This is a genomic window from Paenibacillus sp. FSL R7-0204 (genome assembly GCF_038002225.1).
Lineage (GTDB): Bacteria > Bacillota > Bacilli > Paenibacillales > Paenibacillaceae > Paenibacillus_AQ.
Genome location: NZ_JBBOCA010000001.1, coordinates 5,183,749 through 5,203,052 on the forward strand (window position 1 = coordinate 5,183,749; position 19,304 = coordinate 5,203,052).

Consider the following 19,304-nt stretch of genomic DNA (forward strand, 5'->3'; position numbering starts at 1 on the left):
TATTTTTCGAGGGGGATTAGAGGTATCTAGTGTACATAATGCAATCGAAGCCAGCCTAGGCTGAATCTCACAAGCAGAAATGGCTACGTTACGCGCCCTTAGACCTCTACCCTCTCTGCTTGCTTCCATACACAATCTTCTTGATGCTGTCGCCCGACAGGCAGAATTGCTCCGCCAGTTCGGTTACGCTCAGACCGCTGGCATAATGCTCACGAATGGACTGGTTCCGGGCGCTTAAGTAAGATCTGCCGCCTGAATTCTCCCCCCACCGCTTGCGCTGTCCCTCAGGCTTCGGGATATAGAGCATCCCGCCCTGCATATATTTCTGAATCTCCTGCAGCAGCTGCTGCGGTAATACCAGGTCTGCATTTACATATTTCATATAGCTCCGCTCCTCTTAAGTTATTCAACTTATCAAGGCAGCAAAGTCTATAGCACAGAACCTTATCCGGCCAAACGTTACAGCGGAGAATGGCTGTCCGCTCTACACAATAACCGCTGTCTGTTGATCCATAGACTTTGCGTAGAGCTGAGCATTAATCTTGTCATGATGCGTCCTCCTTCCAGTATCTAACATAGCTTAGATTGACTATAGCATACCAGTATCGGTCTTTCAAAAAAAAGGGACCCCGCCAGCGTCCGGCGGGGTCAAAAGTTATATTAAAGGGGGGTATGTGAGTACTATACCCCCTCAAGCTTAAAAACAGATGAAGCCCAGGTAAAGATCTGCTGAAACGAGCTTAGATTATAAATTTCTCTACCAGCTGTTGCATCTCCTTAGCACTCTGCGTATTCTCGTCGGCCATTGTGGCTTCATGGAAGGTCTTCTCCACAATGTCCGCCGTCTTCTCGGCGATATCCTGCACCCCGATAGCCCCCTCGTTCACGGTAGCTGCCACTTCGTTGACGGCGATGGCGATGCTGGAGACGGTCTCGTTCAGATGATCGGCCGCTTCCTCGAACTGGTTCATCAGCCCGTTAATCGTGGAAGCATCCTCATTATACTGCTGGCTGACCTCGGTCAGGCGCTCATAATCTCCCAGCACATTGCGGTCGATGAAGCTCAGTACGGCCTCGGAATGCCGGGTCATCTGCTCCACGGAGGCATAGACATTTTTGACCACCTCTTGAATGCCTGACGCCGTCTCGGAGGACTTCTCCGCGAGCTTGCGGATCTCCCCGGCTACTACGGCGAAGCCCCGGCCCGCCTCGCCTGCCCGCGCGGCTTCAATCGCCGCATTCAGCGCCAGAAGGTTGGTCTGGCTTGTAATGGAGAGGATCGTATCGGCCAATATATTGATCTCGTGAATCGCTCCTGATTGCTCAATAGCCTGCTGCATCTCACTGCGGACCGAGCTGTAGATCTGCTTAGCGTTCTCTGTGGACGTCACTGCATCATGCTGAAGCTCCAGGGCCCGCTGCGTAATCTGGCCCGATACATCCGCGCCTTCTTTTACCTTAGCGCTGATCATTCTGACGTTGTTCAGGGTCTCGTGGATGGCTGCCGTCATCTCCTCGGTAGAAGCCGCCGTCTCCTCCATCCCTGCGGACAGCTCTTCTGTCGTGGCTGAATTATCATGCGCATTCTCTCTGACCTCGTTCGACAGCTTCTCCAGCGTCTCGGCATTGTCCAGCACCTTGGAGGAGATCGCAATCAGACTGCCCGCCATCTCACGCAGCGCCGCACGGGTACGGAACATAGCCTTGGCGATGGTTCCTGTCTCGTCTTTACTTTTAGTCAAATATTCATATTGATGATCATACTTGAGATCCAGCTCTGCCGTGCGGTTCACCAGCTCCGTGAGCTTGATGATCGGCGAGGAGATCCGGGTTGCCACCGTAGTCCCGATCAGCAGAGTGAGCAGCAGGCTCCCGAGACCCAGCAGCAGAATGAAGTTCGTCATCTCGCTTACCGGCTGCAGCACCTCGTCCACATCTCCGGTCAGCACCAAGGTCCATTTCGTCTCCGGGAGCACGGTGAAGGCGGCTTTTTTCTTGGCCCCCTCGAAGGTGTATTCCACAGTGCCATCCGCAACCGTCTCCCCCGCCTTCACCCGCTCGACCACGGCTTGAATGGATTTGTTCTCCACCGGTGAACCGATCTTCTTCTCGTCGGGATGGTACAGCGTATTTCCCGTTTCATCCACCAGGTAGGCATAAGATGAAGGGGCACCCGCCACCTTGGCATCAGCCAGATAGGTCACCAGACTGTCCGCCCTGACCGCCGAAGCGACGAACCCGATCATCTGCTCTCCGCTCTTGACCGGATGGACAAAAGCCAGAATATAAGCCCCTGTTGACTTGGATTTCAGCGTCTCGCTGATTACAGGTTTGCCGGTCTTCAAGACATTCTTCGTATAATTTCTGTCGCTGAAGTTGGCGCCGACCAGCTTGGTATCGCTATCCGCAACCGCCGTTCCCTTCAAATCAACCACAAACATATGCTCCAGGTTGCCTGCATCCTTCACCAGACCCTGAAGCTTCACATTCACTTGATTCTGCAGGGGATTTCCCGCGCTTAATCCGGTATTTCCTGCCTGCGTCAAAAGCTGCACAATCTCGTTATCCCCGGCTACCAACTGCATACTCCGCTTCTCTTTATCAATCATGGCAGCAATGGTCTGCGCTTTATTGGTGTTCGCCTGTTCCATGGAAGATTCGGTCAGATTCATGATGGTGCCTGTAGATTTGGTATACGTAAAAATCCCCATTAATGCTGTAGAAATAAGTGTAACGACAATCATCATAACCGATAGCTTCATTCGAATCTTCATGATCTTCTACTTCCTTCCGCCCTTTTCTAATGCACTAGCTTCTAATCAGCCAAAATGCTAACTTTATTACAATAATTATCGGATTTTCCTCAAAAATTATGAATATTCTTTGTAGTATTTTCAGAAATATTATCGTTTTTTGTCGAATCGTAACCTATTATATTTATCTTCGTGAAAACACATTGTATTCGGTTTCTGTGAAGATACGTCTGGCACAACCTGTGATAAACACACGGCCATAGTGACACATATAGTCCAATTGTGATCGGTTTTTCATCCATCTGGCTCAAATGCCTTCGCGGCCAACTGGTGCCTGCTTATCCACGACAGGCGCAAATCATAATTTACCAAATAGCAAAGAACCGCCCTCCTCAACAACCGCATACAGCGGTTGATTTAGGAGAAGCGGGTTCGCATTCCGCATATGAAGCTGGTGTTCTACTACATGCCCGGGCTGTCCGGCGAAGCTGAGGCACCAGTCGGCACTGCTACCGGCCTGACTTGCTGCTGCCGCCGTCTCACTCTGCTACGGATGAACATACCCGAGCAGGCAGCCAGAATCTGCTGGAACAGCATTCCGGAGATTACGGGCAGCGCCACGGCTGGCGGGAAGTAGCGCACAGCCAATACTGCGCCTGCACTGAGATTACGCATGCCGGAGTTGAACTGCACGGCCACGGAGCTCTCATGATCATAATGCAGGCGGTGCGAGACGAATGCTCCAATAACGTAGCCAAGCGCGACCGTAACGAAGGTAACAGCGATAATCAGCACGAGCTTGCCGTCCGGATGCTTCAGATACCGGGCAATGCTTGCCCCGTTGATCGAGACCACGGTGAACAAGCCCACCTTGACAAACGGGGCCAGCGGCGGACCGCAGGCCGTGCTGATCTTGCCTTTGCTGAATTGATTCAGCAGCATTCCCGCTACGGATGGCAACACCACCATCCAGAGCAGACCCCGCATCATCTCACCGGCATCCATCTGTACGCTTGCGCCCATCAGCACATATAGGGTAGCGGGTACAATCAACGGCGATAACAACGTATCGATCAGAATCAGCGCCAGCGTAAGCGCGATATTCCCGCCATGCATGGATACCCAGACTACACTGACCACCCCGGTTGGAATCGCGAACAGCAGCACATACCCTGTAACCGTATAAGGATCGCCCGGGAAAAACAGCATCGCGGCCAGCCAGCCGATCAGCGGCATTACCACATGCAGGATCACCAGCAGAAGAATCAGCTTCTGCGGCTTGACCAGCACGGCAAGCAGATCCCGAAAATTGGATTTCAGACTGCCAATCAGCGTCATACCCGCAAAAATCCATGGCACCAGCCAGGTTAACGGAAGCAGCAAACTCTCGTTAAGCACACCGACCACAATGGCTGCGGGTGTAAGCAGCGGCATGATCCGCTCCAGTACACGGTTGGATGATACTAATCCGCGTCTTACTGCACCAAGCATGTATCTCATCCCTCCATGTATTCTATGCCATCATACGCCGCTGCACTGACTATCTCTGCTGCAAGGTCCGTTAACGGAGCTATACTCCTTGCGGGAACAAGGCGTCCAGCGCCGGGCAAGGCCGTTTCTCCAGATAGTCCGACAACGGTGCCGGCATATTACTGTACAAGTCCTTAAGCGAAGTTCCGTTATAGATATTGCCGATAATGACCGGGTGGCACAGCTCGGAGATCAGAATGTCGCCGTTGCCGTGCAGATGAAGCTGCTTCATGCCTTCAATACAATGCGGGAAGTAGACGCCCGGCTGCTCCTCGAAGCCCATTGCGTCCATGAACCGGTCCATACAGGTGAAGTAGAGAGTGGTGTCCTCCGGCTTCCGCGCAATCAGTTCATTGACGGCATTCTTCAGCTGCTCGCGGGCGGCAATCGCCTTCCAGCCGGTATGTCCCATGATAATACTATTCTGGATTTCATGCGTTCTTACGCCCATGGAGTAGACATGCTCGCTGATTTCCTGCATATGATCCTGAGTCTCATTGAACAGCAGTGTCTCCAGCACGACATTCACGTTTGTTTTGGCAAACATAGTGATGTTCTCTCTGATTTTGTGATAGACACTAGGATGAATATTATAATACCGCGAGAAGCCTTCAGCCGTGGTGAAATTAAAAGAAATATGAATTGTCGTCAGACCTGCGTCCACCAGTTGCCCGATCCGCTGCTCATTCAGCAGACTGCCGTTCGAGTTGAGCTGGGTCTGAATCCCCCGGGAAGTGCAGTATGCCACAATCTCCACGCAATCCTGAAACTTCAGCGTAACCTCTCCGCCCGACAGGCGCACACGCCTCAGATTAGGCAGCTCCTCCAGAATGCGGATGACCTCCTTACCGTCAAGGGTCTGGCCGTCATTTCTATTGTAAGCGCAGCAGTAATCACAGCGGAAATTGCAGTTCGAGGTCACGCCGACTTCCAGCCCTTCCAGCTCGTAAGTCATCGGCTTATCCAGTTCCAGTGCTTTATATTTCGTACTCATATTCTATAGTCCTCCTTGGATATGCAAACATTCGCAATAAAGTTAACTATAGAATTATACAGGTTAGCCCGGAAGGTTAATGTGACATTTGATATTTGATCTTTGCAAAAAGACTGCTGCACGGTTATAGGTTCACCGTACAGCAGTCTTCATTAAGATAGATTAACCTGCTACAGCTCGATAGCTTCTCCCATCCGGTTCAGCACCGGCTGGCCGATGATCCCCAGACGCCAGACCGCAATTCCCTTAAGGCCATAACGCTTAGCCAGGCCGATCTTGGCATTGACGGAGGCTTCGTTCTCACTGTAGACCGATATCCCGAGAATCAGCTTCTCCTTGCTGACCTGATCAAGTGCCAGCCGGATGCTCTCATCGACCTTATTCATCGGCTCCGGCCCGGTCTCCCCTTCGTAGGCATACGCCATAATGACCAGATCGTCCGCAAGTGTCCCCAGCGTCTTGTAATCATACCCCTTGTAGGAGCTGTTCAGCGGATGCAGAATGACGGTCAGCTTGAGGCTGGCGGCACGGGCGGCTGTGGAGAGATTTTTGACAAAAGCGTTATATTGGCTCTGCACCAGCGCCTTATCCCCCGTCAGCCCCAATCCTTCCAGATCCAGTCCGATGCCCTTGAAGCCCTTCTGCGAGGCTAAATCAACGATACTGGCAATCGTCTGCTGCTGAAGCTGCGCGTCCTCCAGATTCTTGCTCAGCTCCAGTGACGAGTCACTGGAATAGATCATCAGGTAGGGAGCGGTCCCTCCCGCCGCAGCATTCTGCACAATCGACTCCGGCGTAACCTCGCCTGCCGCCTCCGGCCACCAGAAATCCTTGCCGGTGGTGGTGAACTGGCCGTTCTTGTCAATCCGCGCCCAGCCAAAAGCAACCGCATCGAAGCTTGGAATGAGCGAGACCTCACTGTAGGCCTTCTGTGCGTAGAAGCCCAAGGTATACATGTCCCGCTTCGGGGAGGTAATGGATACGGTCTTGGACGCCTGATCCCAGGAGGCAGCCGCCCCGAACTGCTGGCTGAAGAATTTGAGCGGAAGCATCGTCGTCCCGCGGATATCCTGCGGCGCTACCGCAAGCTTCACTCCGGTCCCGTTCACGACAGCATTTTTGCTGCCGAGAGTCAGGACCACAACGGTTGGAGCACTGCCAGCTGCGTCCTTCCGGGTGGCTGTGATTTTGCGGGCCTTCTGATTCCATTCCACCTGAATTCCCAATGCTTCAGAGATGGCGCGGAAGGGCACCATAGTCGTCCCGTTCATCATGACCGGCTCTACCGGGAACGGCAGCGGATAACCGTCCAACATGATACTGACACCCGCAGGCGCAGCATGGACCTCACTTGCCGGAAGTGCCGAGAGGCTGCCGAGTGAGATCGTTACGCATAATACTATTTTGGCCAGATGCTTCATATAAGTAAGTTCCCCATTCTCTTAGATAGATTGTGAATCTCTCAACCTTACATCCCCTACTATTCTAGCAAACTAGATAAATATAGCAAATGAAGGTATTGTAACCATTGCAGATTCACCCGTCCGGGGTTCCCTTAACACCTATATGAACACGCTCAAAAAGACACCAACCGCCCGCTCAGCATCCACCTCTACTGCCACTTCGATGAATTCGCCTTCTTTGGGCTGTGCCCGCAAGTCTGCTACGACCATACCGGAGGTGAACGCCCCCTGATGCTCCACACGGACCTTCATCCGGCGGCAGGTTACCAGATCCGGCTGCAAGGCAGCCATCAGGGCCAGCGGATCATGCAGCGGAGCGCTGTTAATCAGATAGTTCGCCTCGCGGTAAAATTTAAAATAATACGCCAGCGACTCTTCCATGAAGTCAATGACCGCCTTATTCTCTTCCCGTCCATGGTGCTTCAGCAGCTCCAGATGCTCAGAAGTGATCCGTGTCTGCAAGGTCACATCCAGCCCGATCATCATTACAGGCAGCCCTGAGGTGAATACGCGGTCAGCCGCTTCCGGGTCGCCCCACAGATTGGCCTCGGCCACCGGCGTGACGTTACCAGGCTTAAAGACCGTACCTCCCATAACCACTACCTTCTTCAGCTTGGAGGTCAGCTGCGGGTCCAGATCCAGTGCCAGCGACAGGTTGGTGAGCCGTCCAAGCGTCACCAGCACAATCTCTCCCGGATTCTCGTCCGCCATCCGCACAATGAACTCCGCTGCCGTCTCTTGAACCGGCACCTGCCGGGCGGGAGGAAGCTGAACGCCGCCAATGCCGTTCTCCCCGTGAACATGGGTGGAGAAGCCGGTTAGCTCGCGCACCAGCGCCCGTGAAGCTCCCAACGCTACCGGTATTTCATAGCCCGGAGCCGCAAGCTCAAGCAGCCGCAGCGTGTTATCCGCTGCCTGCTGCACATCAATGTTGCCGAACACCGTCGTAATCCCCTCGACCACTACCCCCGGCGCCCGGAGCGCATACAATATCGCCAGTGCATCGTCTATTCCTGTATCACAATCGATGATGATTCTAGTTGTGCTGTTACTCATTTCTATCTCTCCACTCCCTATATTTACTTTGCTCTCTCAGCTTATTCGCACTGATCATCTTAACATGGGGCTACCTGCGGCTCAATATGGTTTGTACACAAGCAGAAACGGCTAGGCCGTCCTTAAGAGGACGGTATCCGTTTCAGCGAGAAATAGAAGGATAATTTATCGTGTGAAACATACAAATTCTTATATTTAAACAAAAAATCCGCCAGCCTCATTAGGCGACGGATTCTTCATAACAGATTATCGGGTTACATAAGCGGCCGCAGCCTTCACGAACCGCTCCAGCGCTTCGGCCAGCAGAGAGCGCGGGCAGGCGAGATTGATCCGCAGATGGCCTTGGCCTTCCGCTCCGAAGACGGAGCCTTCATTGAAAGCCACCTTAGCCTCACGGTACATCAGCTGCTTGAGCCCGTCCGCATCCAGCCCAAGGGCACGGCAGTCGATCCACAGCAGATAGGTGGCTTCGGGCTGCATCGGCTTCACCTGCGGCAGATGCTCGGCAAGGTAAGAGACGGCGTAATCAGCATTGCCGTTAATGTGCAGGATCAGCTCATCCAGCCATTCTCCCCCTTCGTTATATGCCGCTTCCACAGCCTCCGGCGAGAAGAATGCCGACATATGCAGGCTGAGCGTCTTAATCTTATAGTCGAACTTCCGTTTCAGCTCCGGGCTGGAGGTGACGATATAAGAGGTCTGCAGCCCAGGCAGATTGAAGGTCTTGGTAGCCGCCAGTGTGGTCAGCGTAATGTCTGACAATTCTGGAGACAGGGAAGCGAACGGAATATGCTTGTGTCCGGGCATGATCATATCGCAATGAATCTCATCCGAGATCACCGTTACCCCGTACCGCAGGCATAGCTCGCCCAGACGCAGCAATTCCTCCCGTTCCCATACTCTGCCGCCCGGATTATGCGGACTGCACAGCAGCAGCAGCTTCGCGCCGCCGGCCATCAGCTCTTCCAGCTGGGCATAGTCCATGACATAACGGCCTGCTTCCAGCTTCAACGGATTCACCGCCACCTTGCGGTCATTCATCCGGATCACATCATAGAAAGGATAGTAGACCGGCGATTGCAGAATCACCTGGTCGCCCGGCTGGCTGAACAGCTCCACAGACAGGCTGAGGGAGGTTACAATCCCCGGAGAATCCGAGATCCACTCCTCCTGAATCTCCCAGTCATGGCGTCTGCGGTACCAGCCGGCAATCGCCGCTTTGTAAGAGTCTCCCGTCACGCTATAGCCGTATATTCCTGACTGTACGCGGCGCAGAATCGCTTCCTGTACCGCAGGAGGGCTCGCAAAGTCCATATCTGCTACCCACAGCGGAAGAATCTCCTTGTCTCCGAACAGCTTCTCGGACTGGTCCCATTTGTAGGAACGGGTATTGCGGCGGTCTATGATACGGTTAAAATCATACTTCAACTAAAATCACCCATCCTTTCTGCTTGTCCGTACATTGTACCATGGGCAAAGACATCCGGCATCCTGATTCCATCCGCCAGGCACGCTTCAGCTTCCCTGACGCAGCCGCTCCAGAGACTGGCCCAGCCGGACCTCCTCCAGCGGCTTCAGCACATAATCCACAATATCCTGGTCGAAGGCCCACAGGGCATGCTGCTTCGTCTCTGTGACCACCACAATCTGAATATCCGGCAGCCTTTTCTTCACCAGCTCGGCTACGACGACTCCTTGGTGGCCGGGCAGCTGAAGATCCAGAAACAGCACATCGGGCTGCAGCAGAACAATCCGGTCCACAACATTCTCGGGATAAGCAGACATGCCGATCACATTCACCTTGCCTGTATGCTGAAGCATCGATGACAGCTTATAGAGATCCTTCTGATTCACATCCAGCAAATAGGCCTTAATCACCCGGGTTCCTCCTCCTTCCATACGGTGAATTGCGGTTACAAGAGCAGCCCATACATTCTAATTTTAAAAAAATTGCTGTCCCCGCGTTTTCAACGAAACGCCTGAGGACAGCCATAGTCGGTATTATATTGCAGCCGCAAGTGTAAGCTGCTTCTGGTAATGCTTTTAGTTGAAGGAAGCCGGCAGCAGGCTGCGCAGATCCTCCATATTCACAATCAAATGAATGTTATTCATCGTCCGCAGGGAACCAGAGATAATACCCGCCAGCTCGCCGTGCGTATCCAGCAGAGGCCCCCCGGACATTCCGCTTGCCACCTGGGCCGAGGTTAGAATCCTGCTTCTGCCGTTAATGTCAGCTGCCGGAGTGTTGACAATCCCCTCCGTGATGATCGCTGTATTCTTGAGCGGATACCCGAGGGCATACACCGCTTCACCATGTCTCAGCTTGTCCCCCCGCAACGGCAGATAAGCATAGGCATTATCCTTTTGCTTCATCGCAGCGGGACTTGGCAGTTCAAGGATGGCCACATCCTTCAGCTCGTCGGACTTCATGACTTTAATCGGACTAATCACCGTTCCATCTGCCATGACTCCTTCAATGCGCTGTGCGTTTTTGACCACATGATACGCCGTTGCTGCGGTACCGGCCGGAGACAGGATCATTCCTGTTCCGGTGGAGCTTGCAGTACCGTCGCTTTTCAGCACACGCAGATAAAAAATCGCCTTACTCGCTATTCCATAGCTTTGTTCAGCGCTAAACGCCTCAGGTGTATCCGCACTGGTGGTACCTGAATAGAAGAGTATCGCCGAGATCAATGAGAGGACCAGGCTTACGGCAAGCAGCTTTGTTTTCATCCGCCGAGCTCCTTCACTTATGAATTTCTGTTATTTCACAACCGACATGATGTCTTTGTAAGCCCAGTGGGTAGCCGGAAGGTCTTTGAACCGTGCAGCGGTTACCGTCAGCTTCTTCGTGCCGGCAATCCGGTTGATCAGCACTACGGCCTGTGCACGGGTAATCGGTGTTCCCGGCTTGAAGGTTCCGTCTGGGAAGCCTTGCACATATCCCGCCTGCGACAGGGCATTCACGTATTTCTCTGCCCAGTGGCCGCGGAGATCCTTCTGCTTCGTAACGCCTGCCCCGGTCACATCAAGCTTCAACACGGTGGTCATGATTTTGGAGAACTCGGCTCTGGTTAAGCCCTTCGTTCCGCCGAATCCGCCTTCCGGGAAGCCTTCAATAATGCCGGCCGAAGCGAAGAATCCGGTCAGACCTTCATTCTCGGCATTGACATCATTGAACAGATTGCCTACATTCACTTCTTCCATATCGAGCAGCGGTGCAAGGGACTGGATCAGCTCATATCGGGTAATTGCAGCGTTCGGCATGAACAGGCCGTTCGGATAGGCTGTCATATACTTGATCTCGCCGCTGTTACTCTTCAGGCTGTACTTCGCATTCTCCACCGCATACTCGATGGTAATAACTTTATCGTCTTTGTCCGTAATCGCTTTGATCGTCATACTCTTGGTAATCAGCAGCTCACCGGTGTATTTCGTGCTCTTGGTAGTCGGAATGCTGCCGTCCGTTGTGTAATAGATCGTCTGCCCTTCTGGAGCCGTCAGCGCAAGCTTGCTGTTCTTAGCAATCTTGACTGGAGCTTCACTGTCACCAGTTACTGTTGATGTTCCAGCAACCGCGGTAATCGCGGGAGCTGCCGGTACAGGTGCCGGGCTCGGAAGCGGAGCTGCCGGACCAGGGCCACCTCCAGGGCTGGTACCAGGGCCCGGATTAGTGCCGGGATTAGGGACTACAAGCGTCCAGGTCCAGGCTGCAACCGGACTGTACTCTTTCCCAGGAGCAATGGTAACGGCTCTAACCGTTGTTGTGCTCTTAAGATCGATAGGTCCGCTGTACATCTGGGAAGTCTCAGTAGGTGTTGTACCGTCCAGTGTATAGTAGATGCTTCCTCCCTGTTCACCTGTTGCCAGCTCCACCTTCACTTCAGTGGTGAAATTCTTATCTGCTGGAGTTGCAGTTGGTGCAACTGCTGCACTCGGGTACTGAAGTGCTGCTGTATTAATAGCAATATTTCTGCTCTGTCCTCCAGCGGTTGCTTTCAGCACTGCACTGCCGCCTGATATCAGGCTGCCGGTTGTACCGTTCACTACAGCCTTGGACGGATCAGCGCTCCAGGAGAGTGCTCCGCCGCTGCTCATGTGGAATGCCGAACCCACGCGGTTAATCAGATCCTGCGGGTTCAGGATAACAGCGGCTGAAGCCAGTGTCCCTTCGGTTGTTCCGTTAAAGGATGCAAGTACTGGATAGAAGGTGTTCTGGGCTGTCCAGACTCCGGCATCCAGGCCTGCCGGCAGATTCGCACCGGTCAGCTCTGTGCCGAGAAGTCCCATTGCACCGCTGCTGGCTCCAGCTACTGGCTGGCCATTCAGATTATAGTAAGCAATATTATTCTTCAGCATTTGTCTGTTGAACAAGGAGCCGCTGATCGTGGCATTGTCCGATTTCTGTCCGGCAATCCCGCCGAAGAAGGCCTGCAGCGGTTGAATCTTGCCCTTCACTCCAGCCTTCACTTCTCCGGTATTCAGGGAAGAAGTAATGGAGCCGCTCTCTGCCAGACCGGCAATTCCGCCAGCCCATGCAGTAGACATGCCTTCGGCGAGAACTGTGGCGGCAGAGTAGCTGTTCTTGATCTCTCCAGCATTCAGTCCGCTGATCCCGCCAGCGATTGCCTGGGCCGAAGCTACACGGATATCGCCATAGACAAGCGATTCAGTGATGGAGCCTTCCGCACTGTTCTCACCGGCAATTCCGCCTGCGGCCAGTGCAGATGAACCATCAATGTTGCCCTTCGATACAGCCTGGTGAATCACACCAGCGTTGCTTCCGGTAATTCCGCCAATCCGGCCTGCTCCGGCAAGCTTCACTCCTTCATTCGTGACCTTCTCCAGAGTGCCCTGATTCACACCAGCACCCCCGCCTGCGGCAGCACTGCCAGCCACGGAACCGCTGACCTTCACATTCTGGATGACTGCACCTGTGTGGTTGATCCCGGCAGCAATACCTGCATTTACTGCGCCAAAGAGCTCTGCTCCGGTAAAGTTCACATTCAGGAGCTGTCCACGATTATCCTTGATGAATCCGGCGGTTTGCTGGCCGGAGGCTTTCAGCGAAAGTCCGTTTAGCGTATGGCCTTGACCGTCGAACACGCCTGTGAAGCTGTCGAATGCCGTCCAGTAGCGTCCGGCAAGATCGATATCCGCACTGAGCAGGATCGTTGCCAGCTCCGGCTTGTCTTCAGCCGTTCTGTTGAACAGCTTGTAATAATCCAGTCCAGTCTCGTTATAGAACATGACTGCCCCCGCCAGCTGCAGCGGCGTCTGTACTGTAATGGCCCCATCCGTCAGGTCGTTCAGGAAGGTAGTATCATAGTCGATACTCCAGAGTCCTGAAGCCAGCGGATTAACTGCTGCTGTATTTACGGCTGCTGCGGCCGCGCCTGTGTTACGTCCTACAGCAGCCAATGTGCCTGTATAGGATGAACTAATGATTTTACCGTCCCGGAAGTTGTAGCCGACCAGTGCGCCAGTAGAGACATTATTGCCTGCTACCGCAACCGTGATCTGCGGCACATTCGCGTACACACTTGTAAGCGTTCCGTCATTATAACCGGCAAAGCCGCCGTTGTATGAACGGGTCGAAGACTTCACTCCGACAGTAGACAGCTTATTCTGCAATGCGTAAGACTTGCTGATGCTGCCGCTTCTCTCCACGGATGCTGCGAAACCGCCGCTGCGTGTGTCGAAGCCGGTATTGCTGATGTCACCGGATGCATAGGAATCTGTGATCGAGTAATGATCTACAGACCCGGCGAATCCGCCGACATAGGAGCCTAATCTGCCGCTGACATTCAGCTTGCCTGTGGCATAGGAATTCTTGATTGCTCCCGCAGTTGTACCGTTCTCACCCAGGAGTCCGGCAAAACCGCCTGCATACATCGTATTATCCTGATTGGTATCTGTGATCACTACCGGAATATCCGTATGGGTATTCGTAATCAGGACATGATCGGCCATTCCGATCACCCCGCCGACGCGTGTATTCGGTACCGATTCACCCAGTGTAACCGCCGATCCGATAGTGATGGACTGTCCTGAGCCGGAGATGACTTTACTGTAATGAATCTCTCCGCCGTCTCCCCAGCCGACAAGTCCGCCGGCATTAATTACTCTGCTGTTATCCGTGTTCACACCGCTTCTGACAATGGTATCCACAATGATACCGTTACTGTATCCGGCTACTCCGCCTGCACTCACGGTATTGCCGCCGGTTACCTTCAGACCGGAGGCAACCTCTGAGCTGTAGATGGAGGCATCCGTATTCTTGCCTGTCAAACCACCTGCATAGAGGTCAGCACGATGGTCTGTTCCGGTGACTGTGATCTGTCCATCATGAACCTTAGCAATGTAGATCCCTTTATACAGCGGATATGCCTTGCCAAAATCAAAGCCCTGATTGATATCCTGGGCTGAGATCGTTCCGGCGATCCCGCCGACAGTGGCCTCACCGCTCTTCGCCGCAGCTTGAAGCTCAGGTGACGAATCTGCGTTGTAGATGATGGAGTTATCACTCTCTCCCACAATACCTCCGGCAGTGATCACCTCACCGGCAGCCTGCAACGAAGCCTTGAACTTGGCGTCATTGATCGCCGTCCGGGAAGCTGATCCGGCAATCCCGCCGAGCACAGCCTTCAAGCTGTCGCTGGTCGTAGCCAGCTTCACGCCTGACACTGCTGCACGTTCAAGATCGAAGCTGCTGCTGTTATCTGCAGAACGGGCCAGCATTCCGCCGAGTCTGCCTTCCTTCGCGCCCACAACACCGCCAGCCGTACCATTAGCTGTCAGCTGCACACCGCTGCCGGAGCCGGTTACTGTAACATTGCGGATGATGTTCCCTTGATCGGATTGACCGATCATACCGCCAAGGCTGGAGCCAAGCCCCCGCGCTTCCAGGGTTCCGTCTGCAAAGCTCACGGTCAGCCCTTCAGCTTGACCGCTCTGGTAATGTCCAACCAGTCCGCCAACAGTGGCTTCCATTCCTGTTGAAGAGATCCGGTATCTTGAGTTCACTTCAAGGGCCAGGCCTGTCACATTACCATTCTGAACTCCGATAATTCCGCCGATAACAGCACGGTCAGCCGCACTGCCGATGCTGCCGTCCTTATCGTGAATAACATAAGTGTCAGCTGTAATATCCGCTGTGTTGTCGCCGATCAGACCGCCGGCGATACCGCCTTCAGCTACCGTCTCAATCCGGCTTCCGCCGTCCAGCGTAAGCTGCAGACCGGCAACACTGCCTGAGTTCTGGCCGATGATGCCGCCAACAATACTGCCGCTGACCTTCACGCCGCCAAGCAGCTTAAGGTCGACATTCTTGACTGTACCCAGATTCGTCCCGGCCAATACGCCGGTGTAGCCGTTGCCGCCAACCGCGAGCGGCTCAAGGTTCATGTTCTGCACTGTAGCAGTAGCTCCAATGATTCCGAACAACCCGGAATGCGTGTATACCGGCTGCAGGGTCAGGCCGTCGATTAGCAGGCTTTTCCCGTCGAACATTCCTTCAAACGGATTAGCCTCTTTGTCACCGATAGGCACCCACTGCTTGGATTGGATATGGATCGGATTCAGCACGGTCACCGTTCTGTCCTTGAAGCTGAATTGCTCTACACCGGCAATGGTGCCGTTGACAATTCCCGCCAGACCGGCAAGCTCAGCCTCCGAGGTGATCTCGAAGCCGATTGCATCCTTATCCTTCGTGTACCAGTTGATATTGGCATTTACGTTATTGCCGTTGTCTCCGCCGCCGGTATTGGCAGTGCGGTTGACTTCAGGATAGCGGTATGCCGCGCTCAGCGAGCCGTATTTCCAGGCTCCCTCGAAATCCCAGCCCGACAAGCCCGGGAATACCGTTCTGTCCTTCAGTGTCTCCGACAGAATAGTGGTCAGCCGGACATGCACATTCAGCCAGCGGTGATTGCCCTCTGCGAAATCAGGCAGATCGCGGTTGATATTCAGTCCTTCATCTTTAATATAGTAGGATTTATAGAGCAGTTCTTTACTTGCATTATCATAACGTCCGGCGAAACCGCCGGCATAAGCGGTCTTTTTCTCCGCTACATTAACCTCTGCTGCTGAGTAGACGTTGCTTATTTTACCGTTTGTAATTCTGCCAACGAAGCCGCCGGCGTAAGAATTATCGTTCGCAGCGTTAACACTTTTCGCTACATAGGAATTCTTGACCGTTCCGCCGGACAGCTCTCCGATCAGACCGCCGACAATGGTATAGACTTTGTTCGCTGTAACCTTGGAAGCGGAGTAGGATTGCTCCACCGTACCGGCTGTATTTCTGCCGATCAGTCCGCCCAGGTAGACCGAACCGCTTGATGTTCCTTGGGCATTGCCCGTCACATCAATATCTACATAAGAGCCAATGACTGCACCAGCATTGCTGCCTACTAATCCTCCGGCATGTGTGCCTGTCCCCTCAATGGTCAGGTTCGCATTGGAATACGTGTAATAGAGTGTTCCTGAAGCCGTGTTCACACCGGCCAGACCGCCAATGAGGGAGGAATTGCCTCTGGAGATCACCGAGATTTTATCGGTAATGCTGTTGTTGGCAATCAGCGTACGGTTCTCACCGACCATACCGCCCACAATGGCATTTGAGGAGGTAGCTGAGACCGTACCCAGTGTCCGGGTATTCTGAATCGTGCTGACCGAGGTTGCAGGACTCAGCACCGGATCAATACTCTGGGCCGCATTGAGGCCCACAATGCCCCCGGCATAAGAGGACAATGCACCGTCGTTAGCCTTCAGATTCAGACCGCTGATATAAGTGTCCACAATAATGCCTGTAGCACTGCCGTGGTTATATCCGGCCACCCCGCCTGCTGTAGCGCGCGGCGCGTTAATGGTCAGACTCACCGCTGATCCTACCAGACGTTCCAGCCTGGAGGACTCATTGTAGCCTACAATCCCGCCAATATAAGCATCTGCAGCCGCTGGCCCCGCCAGAATCAGCATATTCTCCACATTGATCTTTTTGCTGTCACTGCTGATGCTGCTGTTCGTAAGGGTGCCTGCCAGACCGCCGACAGACGGCTTCGCCGCTTGCGCCTGGATAAGCATCAGAGCGCCATTTTCCGCGTTCACTTCCGGCATTGTAATATCTGTCGTTGCCGCTGCTCCAACGATCGCTCCAGCTTTGGCATCCGCCGCTGTCAGCGTAATCATCGGTTCAGCACCGGGAACATTCAGTACAGCAGATGCAATGCCTGCACGTGCTTCAGGCGCCGATGCTCCTTCGGAATGTCCGGCGATTCCGCCCGCTAACGCACGGACACCGCTGGCTTCAATAGACAACTGGGTCACTGTAGCGTTAACCAGCTGTCCGGCATTGAAGCCGGTATTCCCGCCAAGCTGGTTATCCGCACCACTTGCAGTGATAACTACATTCTCTGCATGATTGTAAGGAGTGGCTGCGGCCGAATGGTTCTCGCCGAACATACCGCCGGCTTTTACCGAAGCGCCTGTAGCCTTAATCTCAATACGATTCGTGTGCCCGTTGAACTGGGCAGCCGAGTTATGCCCTGCGCCGCCGCCGAAGCTTACCTTGTCGGCCTTCAGTTCTGTAACGATATCCTGGACATCTACAGGCACAGCTACAGTACCGATTACCGCATCAGCAGTCAGCTTGCCTGCTACGCCGCCGATTGTATATCCGCTGGTTCCGGCTTCATTCAGGAAGCTGATCCGTGCAGCTTTACCGCCGTTCAGCGTCAGAGGCTTGGTGTTCAAGCCTACAAGTCCGCCAAACGTGACATTATACTGCCCGTCTGCCGCACCTGCTACCGCAGCCTGGAGCACCAAGGTGCTGTAGCCTGCCGATTCAGCATCTCCCGCAATAACTCCGGTTACCGTTCCCTGTGCATTACCGGCAATCCCGCCGACAACGCCGCCAGCCGAAGTCACTTGAAGCGTTGCATATTTAATAGAAGAATTAGTCACGGTTCCTTCCAGATAACCGGCGATTCCGCCGATGGTACCATCGGAAGTGATATTCAGATGACCCGCTGTAGTCTTGCCGGTCACTGCCGATGCAATGGTTCCGCCGATTTCGTAACCAACGGTACCACCTGTGTATACATCCGCAGTACCATTAACCTTCAGTTCGCCTGTGGAAGAGGTCTGGGTGATGTTCCCGCCTGCATCATAACCGGCAATCCCGCCTGTGTAGACTCCTTTACCGCCGTTAACTGAGATCAGCTTTCTATTCTCGAATACTCCTGCCGTAGCGTTGCTGGTAACCAAGCCGCCTGCGGCATATCCGACGAATCCGCCGGTAGCTACATTCTCTGCGCCTGTTGCTGTAATCTGCTGAATATTCGCATAAGGATGCGTCCAGGTGAATTTGCTGCCGGTATATCCGGCAATCCCGCCTGTATATACGTTCTTGCCGCCGTTATTGGTAACCGGCGCTGTATTTACAAAGGTAATGGAAGCCGCTTCGCTTGCTACCGTACCAGTTGCACCAACCAGTGCCCCGGCTGCCGAGTTCACTGCCGCAGCTGCATTAACGGTAACTGCACCATTATTGGTAGTCATGTTGGAGAACACGACGGTGTTGTCTACTTTGCCGACAATCCCGCCTGCCGCAACCTGATTCCCGCCGGCAATGGTAACTGCCGCCGTATTGATGATTGGAGTATCTTCATCATTTAGACGAAGCGATCCTGTCGTATGCCCTGCGATCCCGCCCGCGGTGAGCACGGAACTGTCCGTCCCCTGGGCAAGAATCGCTCCATTGTTGACCACTTTTTTGATGATAATGCCTCTGGCGTCACCATAGCCCAACATTCCGCCAACATCGGCTGAACCATACGCTGTCACCGCTGCGTTATTGATAGAGTTCGAGATCATCCCTTCGCCCATCCCGACAATACCGCCCGTGTAGGAGTGGTACAGAGAAGCGTCCGAAGTGATATTGATCTGGTTAGTAATGTCAAAAACAATGCTGCTGCCGCTCATTTTACCTACGGCAGAGCCGGCATAGACATCATAGGTTACACCGGTCACAGAGATGGTGCCTGATTCAAAAATCAGGCCGCCTACTGTACCGCCTACCATGTTCCCTACCAGACCCTGGTAAGAACGGTTCGCTACTACATTCAAACCGTTAATCTTCTTCATTAATCCGCCTTCCGTGATTAATGTTCCCCGGAAGGGATGCTCGGCTGTACCGATTGGCACCCACTGGTAAGCGGAGAGATCCAGGTTGCCGGTAATCTCCATAATTTTACCTCTTAGACCGTTTACGGTACCTTCATTGACGAGCTTGGCTACACCTGCCAGCTCTTCAGCAGTCTTTATTTTGAAGGTATCATTCGTTGGCACGTACCACTCGGTCCTAGCCGCGCTGTCCCAGGTCTGCGGATCAGCCTTGGCCATGATGCCTCCGGCAACTGCGGCAACGACAATTACCGCCAGTGCTATTAGATAACCTATCCATGATTTTCGCTTCAAAGCCATATTGACACCACCTGAATAGTATTG

10 protein-coding genes are annotated in these 19,304 nt (G+C 53.6%); all 10 read right to left on the minus strand.

Going from position 1 to position 19,304, the window contains the following annotated elements:
- Positions 1–106 precede the first annotated feature (106 nt).
- The gene (locus MKX42_RS22905) at positions 107–382 is read right to left on the minus strand and encodes a CD3324 family protein (RefSeq protein WP_340754858.1); all 276 of its coding nucleotides are present in this window, start codon (positions 380–382) and stop codon (positions 107–109) included.
- A gap of 358 nt (positions 383–740) precedes the next feature.
- Positions 741–2,774: a methyl-accepting chemotaxis protein gene (locus MKX42_RS22910; protein ID WP_340754860.1), complete on the minus strand. Its 2,034-nt coding sequence runs from the start codon at positions 2,772–2,774 to the stop codon at positions 741–743.
- A gap of 441 nt (positions 2,775–3,215) precedes the next feature.
- Entirely contained in the window at positions 3,216–4,244 is a 1,029-nt protein-coding gene (locus tag MKX42_RS22915; RefSeq protein WP_340754862.1) for a bile acid:sodium symporter family protein, read from the minus strand.
- 79 nt (positions 4,245–4,323) lie between these two features.
- Positions 4,324–5,277: a radical SAM protein gene (locus MKX42_RS22920; RefSeq protein WP_340754864.1), complete on the minus strand. Its 954-nt coding sequence runs from the start codon at positions 5,275–5,277 to the stop codon at positions 4,324–4,326.
- A 170-nt stretch (positions 5,278–5,447) separates the two neighbouring features.
- Positions 5,448–6,698, minus strand: coding sequence for a stalk domain-containing protein (locus MKX42_RS22925; protein WP_340754866.1), 1,251 nt, complete (start codon positions 6,696–6,698; stop codon positions 5,448–5,450).
- A gap of 141 nt (positions 6,699–6,839) precedes the next feature.
- Entirely contained in the window at positions 6,840–7,796 is a 957-nt protein-coding gene (locus MKX42_RS22930; protein WP_340754867.1) for a nucleoside hydrolase, read from the minus strand.
- A 246-nt stretch (positions 7,797–8,042) separates the two neighbouring features.
- Positions 8,043–9,224 (minus strand): MalY/PatB family protein, encoded by a 1,182-nt coding sequence (locus tag MKX42_RS22935; RefSeq protein WP_340754868.1) that lies wholly within the window; start codon positions 9,222–9,224, stop codon positions 8,043–8,045.
- Positions 9,225–9,311: 87 nt separating this feature from the next.
- The gene (locus MKX42_RS22940) at positions 9,312–9,674 is read right to left on the minus strand and encodes a LytR/AlgR family response regulator transcription factor (RefSeq protein ID WP_340754869.1); all 363 of its coding nucleotides are present in this window, start codon (positions 9,672–9,674) and stop codon (positions 9,312–9,314) included.
- A gap of 165 nt (positions 9,675–9,839) precedes the next feature.
- The gene (locus MKX42_RS22945) at positions 9,840–10,529 is read right to left on the minus strand and encodes a S1 family peptidase (protein WP_340754871.1); all 690 of its coding nucleotides are present in this window, start codon (positions 10,527–10,529) and stop codon (positions 9,840–9,842) included.
- 30 nt (positions 10,530–10,559) lie between these two features.
- Positions 10,560–19,280 (minus strand): chitobiase/beta-hexosaminidase C-terminal domain-containing protein, encoded by an 8,721-nt coding sequence (locus MKX42_RS22950; protein ID WP_340754873.1) that lies wholly within the window; start codon positions 19,278–19,280, stop codon positions 10,560–10,562.
- Between the last annotated feature and the right edge of the window lie 24 nt (positions 19,281–19,304).